This window comes from Streptomyces synnematoformans, from assembly GCF_039531005.1.
GTDB lineage: Bacteria > Actinomycetota > Actinomycetes > Streptomycetales > Streptomycetaceae > Streptomyces > Streptomyces synnematoformans.
The window spans coordinates 1-5,929 of sequence record NZ_BAAAPF010000388.1; the positions used below are offsets into that span (position 1 = coordinate 1).

General features: G+C 73.9%; 7 protein-coding genes and 1 pseudogene. 3 read left to right on the plus strand and 5 right to left on the minus strand.

The window, feature by feature from the left end; genetic code table 11:
• A partial coding sequence (locus tag ABD317_RS32650) for a DEAD/DEAH box helicase (RefSeq protein WP_425582498.1) occupies positions 1-1,262 on the minus strand: 1,262 nt, incomplete at its 3' end.
• 441 nt (positions 1,263-1,703) lie between these two features.
• On the opposite strand from ABD317_RS32650, the gene ABD317_RS32655 reads away from it, so the two are divergent.
• Entirely contained in the window at positions 1,704-2,462 is a 759-nt protein-coding gene (locus ABD317_RS32655; protein WP_027754041.1) for a ferritin-like fold-containing protein, read from the plus strand.
• Between the two features lie 78 nt (positions 2,463-2,540).
• Here ABD317_RS32655 and ABD317_RS32660 read toward each other — a convergent pair whose 3' ends face one another.
• The 4 genes from ABD317_RS32660 to ABD317_RS32675 form a co-directional block, all read right to left on the minus strand.
• Positions 2,541-2,828, minus strand: a complete 288-nt coding sequence (locus ABD317_RS32660; protein ID WP_344294781.1) for a hypothetical protein — start codon at positions 2,826-2,828, stop codon at positions 2,541-2,543.
• A gap of 145 nt (positions 2,829-2,973) precedes the next feature.
• The gene (locus ABD317_RS32665) at positions 2,974-3,201 is read right to left on the minus strand and encodes a DUF3107 family protein (RefSeq protein WP_027754039.1); all 228 of its coding nucleotides are present in this window, start codon (positions 3,199-3,201) and stop codon (positions 2,974-2,976) included.
• A gap of 133 nt (positions 3,202-3,334) precedes the next feature.
• Positions 3,335-4,000 carry a TetR family transcriptional regulator gene (locus ABD317_RS32670; RefSeq protein WP_037781838.1) on the minus strand — a complete coding sequence of 222 codons (666 nt, stop codon included), beginning with the start codon at positions 3,998-4,000 and terminating at the stop codon, positions 3,335-3,337.
• A gap of 162 nt (positions 4,001-4,162) precedes the next feature.
• The gene (locus ABD317_RS32675) at positions 4,163-4,435 is read right to left on the minus strand and encodes a hypothetical protein (protein WP_344294783.1); all 273 of its coding nucleotides are present in this window, start codon (positions 4,433-4,435) and stop codon (positions 4,163-4,165) included.
• Positions 4,436-4,641: 206 nt separating this feature from the next.
• On the opposite strand from ABD317_RS32675, the gene ABD317_RS32680 reads away from it, so the two are divergent.
• Positions 4,642-5,649 (plus strand): alpha/beta fold hydrolase, encoded by a 1,008-nt coding sequence (locus ABD317_RS32680; protein ID WP_234019968.1) that lies wholly within the window; start codon positions 4,642-4,644, stop codon positions 5,647-5,649.
• 8 nt (positions 5,650-5,657) lie between these two features.
• Positions 5,658-5,929, plus strand: a pseudogene (locus ABD317_RS32685) (hypothetical protein); the annotation flags it as partial.

Sequence of the window (5,929 nt, forward strand, 5' to 3'; positions counted from 1 at the left end):
CCGCGGCGCGGGCCCGCGCCGCGGCGCGCGCCGCCGCCCGTCTCGCCCAGGTCCTCCAGCTCCTCGGCGCCGAGCCCAGCGCGGGTGCGCTCGGCGCGCGGCAGCACGCCCTTCGTGCCCTGGGGGATGCTCAGCGCCTCGTACAGGTGCGGGGAGGTGGAGTACGTCTCCTCGGGGTTCTCCAGGTCGAGTTCCAGCGCCTTGTTGATCAGGTGCCAGCGGGTGATCTCGTCCCAGTCGACCAGCGTGACCGCGGTGCCGGACGCGCCCGCGCGGGCGGTGCGGCCGATGCGGTGCAGGTACGTTTTCTCGTCCTCCGGCGTCTGGTAGTTGATCACGTGCGTGATGCCGGTGACGTCGATGCCGCGGGCGGCGACGTCCGTGCAGACCAGCACGTCGACCTTGCCGTTGCGGAACGCCCGCAGCGCCTGCTCGCGCGCGCCCTGGCCCAAGTCCCCGTGGACCGAGCCGGCGGCGAACCCGCGCCGGGCCAGCTGCTCGGCGACGTCCGCGCAGGTCCGCTTCGTACGGCAGAAGATCATGGTCAGCCCGCGGCCCTCGGCCTGCAGGATGCGCGCCAGCATCTCCGGCTTGTCCAGCGAATGCGCCCGGAAGGCGTGCTGCTCGACGGCGGCGACGGTCGCGCCGCTGTCGTCCGGCGTGGTGGCGCGGATGTGGGTGGGCTGCGACATGTAGCGCCGGGCGAGGCCGATGACCTGTCCCGGCATGGTGGCCGAGAACAGCATCGTCTGCCGCCTGGCCGGCAGCTGCTGGATGATCTTCTCGACGTCCGGCAGGAAGCCGAGGTCGAGCATCTCGTCGGCCTCGTCGAGCACCAGCACCTTGATCTTCGACAGGTCCAGCTTGCGCTGCCCGGCGAGGTCGAGGAGGCGGCCGGGGGTGCCGACGACGACGTCGACGCCCTTCTTCAGCGCCTCCAGCTGGGGCTCGTACGCCCGGCCGCCGTAGATCGACAGCACGCGGACGTTGCGGACCTTGCCGGCGGTCAGCAGGTCGTTGGTGACCTGCACGCACAGCTCGCGGGTGGGGACGACGACGAGCGCCTGCGGCGCTTCCGTCAGGGTGCCGGGGTCGGCGCGGCCGGACTCGACGTCGGCGGGGACGACGACCTTCTCCAGCAGGGGAAGGCCGAAGCCGAGCGTCTTACCGGTGCCGGTCTTGGCCTGGCCGATCACGTCGGTGCCGGCGAGGGCGACCGGGAGGGTCATCTCCTGGATGGGGAAGGGCGTGGTGATTCCCACGGCCTCCAGGGCCTCAGCAGTCTCGGGGAGGATCCCCAGGTCTCGAAACGTGGACAGGATGCTTGCCTCTTCTGTCGGTCGCGGCGAGCGGCGGGGGACGGGGGTCGTACCGCGCGGGGTGGCGCGGGACCACTTCTTCCGTCACTCGGGCGCTCCAGCCGCGAGAATTCCCTCCGGCGGTGTGCGTACGGCGGGACAGGCCGCACGGGCCCCGCTGAGAGCGGTCGGGGTGCGGAGCCGATCGGGCTACCGACCGGGCATCCTTCAGTGCATGCTTCCCATGCGCCCGGGGACTCACGCCCGGGGCATGGGGGACCCGCCGTGGCCGGCGGGCGCTATACCACTCTACCTAAAATCGTGCAGCTGTGTTGTGCGATGTCTCATAGTCCACGGGCTGACCAGGCTCTTCCCAGGTCCGCGCGGGCCGCTATTCTCCGCTCCATGGACACTCCCCCTCCCGACGAGGCTCCCGAGCAGCCGGAGAACACCACCGCCGCCGCCGCGACCGGCGTGGCCGCCGAGAGCTGGGCGGAGGCCGCGGCCGACCCGCAGTACCGGGCCGCGGTCGTGGACCTGCTCGGCGCCCTCGCCTACGGCGAGCTGGCCGCCTTCGAGCGGCTGGCGGAGGACGCGAAGCTCGCGCCCGGTGTGGCGGACAAGGCGGAGCTGGCGGCGATGGCCGCCGCCGAGTTCCACCACTTCGAGCGGCTGCGGGACCGGCTGGCCGAGATCGGCGAGGACCCGCCGCGGGCCATGGAGCCGTTCGCCGCCGCGCTGAACGAGTTCCACCGCCAGACCGCGCCGTCCGACTGGCTGGAGGGGCTGGTCAAGGCGTACGTCGGCGACTCGATCGCCAGCGACTTCTACCGCGAGGTCGCGGTCCGGCTGGACTCCGACACCCGCGGGCTGGTGCTGGCCGTGCTGGACGACACCGGGCACGCGACGTTCGCCGTGGAGAAGGTCCGCAGCGCCATCGCCGCCGACCCCCGGGTGGGCGGCCGGCTGGCGCTGTGGGCCCGGCGGCTGATGGGGGAGGCGCTGAGCCAGGCGCAGCGCGTGGTCGCGGAGCGGGACGCGCTGTCGATGATGCTCGTGGGCGGGGTCGCCGACGGCTTCGACCTGGCGGAGGTGGGGCGGATGTTCTCGCGTATCACCGAGGCGCACACCAAGCGGATGGCGGCGCTGGGGCTGTCGGCGTAAGCCGCGGGCGCCTGCTTCGCCCGTACGTGTCCGTAAGCGGTCCGCGCAGGCCCGCCCTGTCCGTACGGCCCGGGGTACTCAGCGCACCGGGCGCCCCGCCAGGTACGCCGCCGCGGGGCGGCTCCGCTCCGGGTGCTTCACCAGCAGCGACAGCATCGCCGCCGCGAACGCCGCGGCGACCGGCAGCACGATCGGCAGGTGCCCGCCGCCCAGCACCGTGTACGTGATCGCGGCGCCGAGCACGGCGGCTCCGGGGCCGGTGGCCAGGGTGAGGTTCCGGTGCCGGAAGCGGTCCGGATAGCGGGAGAACGCGGCCAGCGCAATCGCCAGGCCGATCACCGCGGAGCACACCGCTGCCAGGATCATCTCGCGCCCGCCCTTCGTTGGGCCCCCGCCTGCTGTGGCGAATCGGACGCTCCGGGTCTACCCGCGGGGAATCGCGGGCAAACGACGGCCTCCCGGTGCCGGGCACCGGGAGGCCGGACGGGCTGGGAAAGCGGTGGCAGCCGCCTCAGATCGCGCCGAATCCCACCTTGCGTGCGGTGGGCGCACCGATCTCCACGTAGGCGATGCGGTCGGCGGGCACGAGGATCTTCCGGCCGCGGTCGTCGACCAGGGTCAGCACCTCCGACTTGCCGCCGAGCGCATCCGCCACCGCGCTCTCGATCTCTTCGGCGGGCTGCCCGCTCTCCAGGCTGATCTCTCGGGGGGCGTGCTGCACGCCGATCTTGACCTCCACGGCCTGATCCCTTTCGGTCAGTTGGATGTACGGATGCACACTAACCCGGCGTGCACACCCGGCGGGCCCGATGCCTGCACGCCCGCAGCGAACACCGCCGCGAACCCGCGGTGGGCGCGCCGCCGGGACGGGCCTACGCCGGGTCCTGAGCCTGGTCCTGCGCCTGGTCGGGGCCGCCGTGCAGGGGGAAGCCGGCGATGCCGCGCCAGGAGAGCGAGGCGATCAGCCGGGCGGCGGCGTCCCGCGGGACGGGCTGGCCGGAGCCCAGCCAGTACCGCGCGGTGATCTGCGCCATGCCGCACAGCCCCACCGCGAGCAGCATCGCCTGCTCCACCGGCAGGTCGGTGTCCTCCGCGATGACCTCGCTGACCGCCTGCGCGCAGTCCAGGCTTACCTTGTCGACCCGCTCGCGCACCGCCGGCTCGTTGGTCAGGTCGGACTCGAAGACCAGCCGGAAGGCGCCGCCCTCGTCCTCGACGAAGGCGAAGTACGCGTCCATCGTGGCGGCGACGCGCTGCTTGTTGTCCGACGTGGACGCGAGCGCCGCGCGCACCGCCTTGAGCAGCGCGTCGCAGTGCTGGTCGAGCAGGGCGAGGTACAGCTCCAGCTTGCCCGGGAAGTGCTGGTAGAGCACCGGCTTGCTGACGCCGGCGCGGTCCGCGATGTCGTCCATGGCGGCGGAGTGGTAGCCCTGGGCGACGAAGACCTCCTGGGCCGCGCCGAGGAGCTGGTTGCGGCGCGCGCGGCGGGGAAGCCGCGTACTGCGTGGACGCGTCTCGGCCTGCTCGATGGCTGTCACTGCGCCTCCTGGTTCCTCAGATGATCGCCCCCGGGACGCCGGGCCTGTCCGGCGGGCCGACCGCAGGTGCCATCGTACGTGCGGGTAATCGTCCGGCGCTCCGTCGCTGCGCGAAATTTCATCGCATCCGACCTGTCCCGAACCGGGGCATTACGGAGCACGTCACCGGTATTCGTCCTCGCCCTGTTCGACGATGCGGGCCTGCTCCGCGGCGTCCGCGGGGTTCACCTCGTCGCTGCCGGGCTCGCCCGCCGGGACGTCGTCCTCGCCCTGGTCCACCTCGGCGCGCTGCTCCGCGGCGTCGGCCTCCGGGGCCTCGCCGTCCGGGTCGGCGGGCTCCGGGGGGTCGGCGGACGCGTCCCTCGCGCCGGCGGGGCCCGTACCGCCGCCGGCGGGCTCGTCGAACGTGTCCGGATCCTGCGGGTCGACCGTCATGGCGTCGTCTCCCCTCTCTCGCACCGCTGTTGCGCGCCGTGCTGCCGATGCTGCCGCCGCCGCGCGCCGGTTCGTCACGTGGACTTCGGGCGCAGTTTCGGTCGATGTCCTCCATACGAGCGTAAGAGAGGGCGCTTTCAGCCGCGAGGCGGCCGGTGCGCACGAACACGTGAACCACCGCGTGACTGTCTCGTAACATTACCCCCATGCCGTCGACAGAGCCCTCGCTGGCGGGCGACGCGGCCTCCCCGGCGAGGACGCCGCCCGGGACCGTGCCGCCCTCTTCCGCCGCCGCCGCGGGCGGCGTCCGGCGACGCCAGGTGACCTTGTCCGGGCTGACCCTCGCCGTCCGCGAGCACCCGGCGGCGCGCGCGGGGCTGCCGCCGGCGGTGTACGTGCACGGGCTCGGCGGGTCCGCGCTGAACTGGGGGGGCCTCGGCCCCCTCCTCGCCGGCCGCGTCGACGGCGAGGCCGTCGACCTGCCCGGCTTCGGCGACTCCCCGCCCCCCGACGACGGCGACTACTCCATCTCCGGCCACGCCCGCGCCGTCATCCGGTACCTCGACGCCGGCGCGCGCGGCCCCGTCCACCTCTTCGGGAACTCGCTGGGCGGCACCATCGTCACCCGCGTCGCGGCGCTCCGCCCCGACCTGGTGCGCACCCTCACCCTCGTCTCCCCGGCGCTGCCCGAACTGCCTCCCCAGCGCACCGCGGTGCCCACGGCGCTGCTCGCGGTGCCCGGCGTCACCACGCTCTTCGCCCGGCTGACCCGGGACTGGACTCCCGAGCAGCGCACCCGCGCCGTGCTCGGCCTCTGCTACGGCGACCCGAGCCGGGTCAGCCCGCAGGGCTTCGCGGAGCACGCGCGCGAGTACGCCAGACGGATGCGGCTGCCGTACCACTGGGACGCCATGGAGCGCTCGGCGCGCGGGGTCGTCGGCGCGTACACCCTGGGCGGGCAGCACTCGCTCTGGCGGCTGGCCGAGCGGGTGCTTGCCCCTACGCTTCTCATCTACGGCGGCCGCGACCAGCTCGTGTCGTTCCGGATGGCGCGGCGGGCGAAGGGCGCGTTCCGTCACTCCCGGCTGCTGGCCCTGCCTGCGGCGGGGCACGTGGCCATGATGGAGTACCCGGAAGTGGTGGCCAGGGCCTTCACCGAGCTGTTGGACGAGTACGAGACAGGGGCCGCCGAGGCGAGCCCGGGCGGGAGCTGACACACAACGTGGGCAGGCACAGCGCGGGCGGCAAGGGCAGGAAGCAGACGCGCGACGGCGAGGGCGGGACCGGCGCCCGGTCGCGCCCGCCGCTGCCGCGGCGCGGCGACACCGGGCCGATCCCGAGGATCAGCGACACGGGTCCGCTGCCGCGGGTGACGGACACCGGCCCGGTGCCGCGGGTGGCCGACACGGGCCCGGTGCCGCGGGTGGCCGACACGGGCCCGGTGCCGCGGGTGACGGACACCGGCCCGGTGCGGCGCGTGGCCGGCACCGGGCC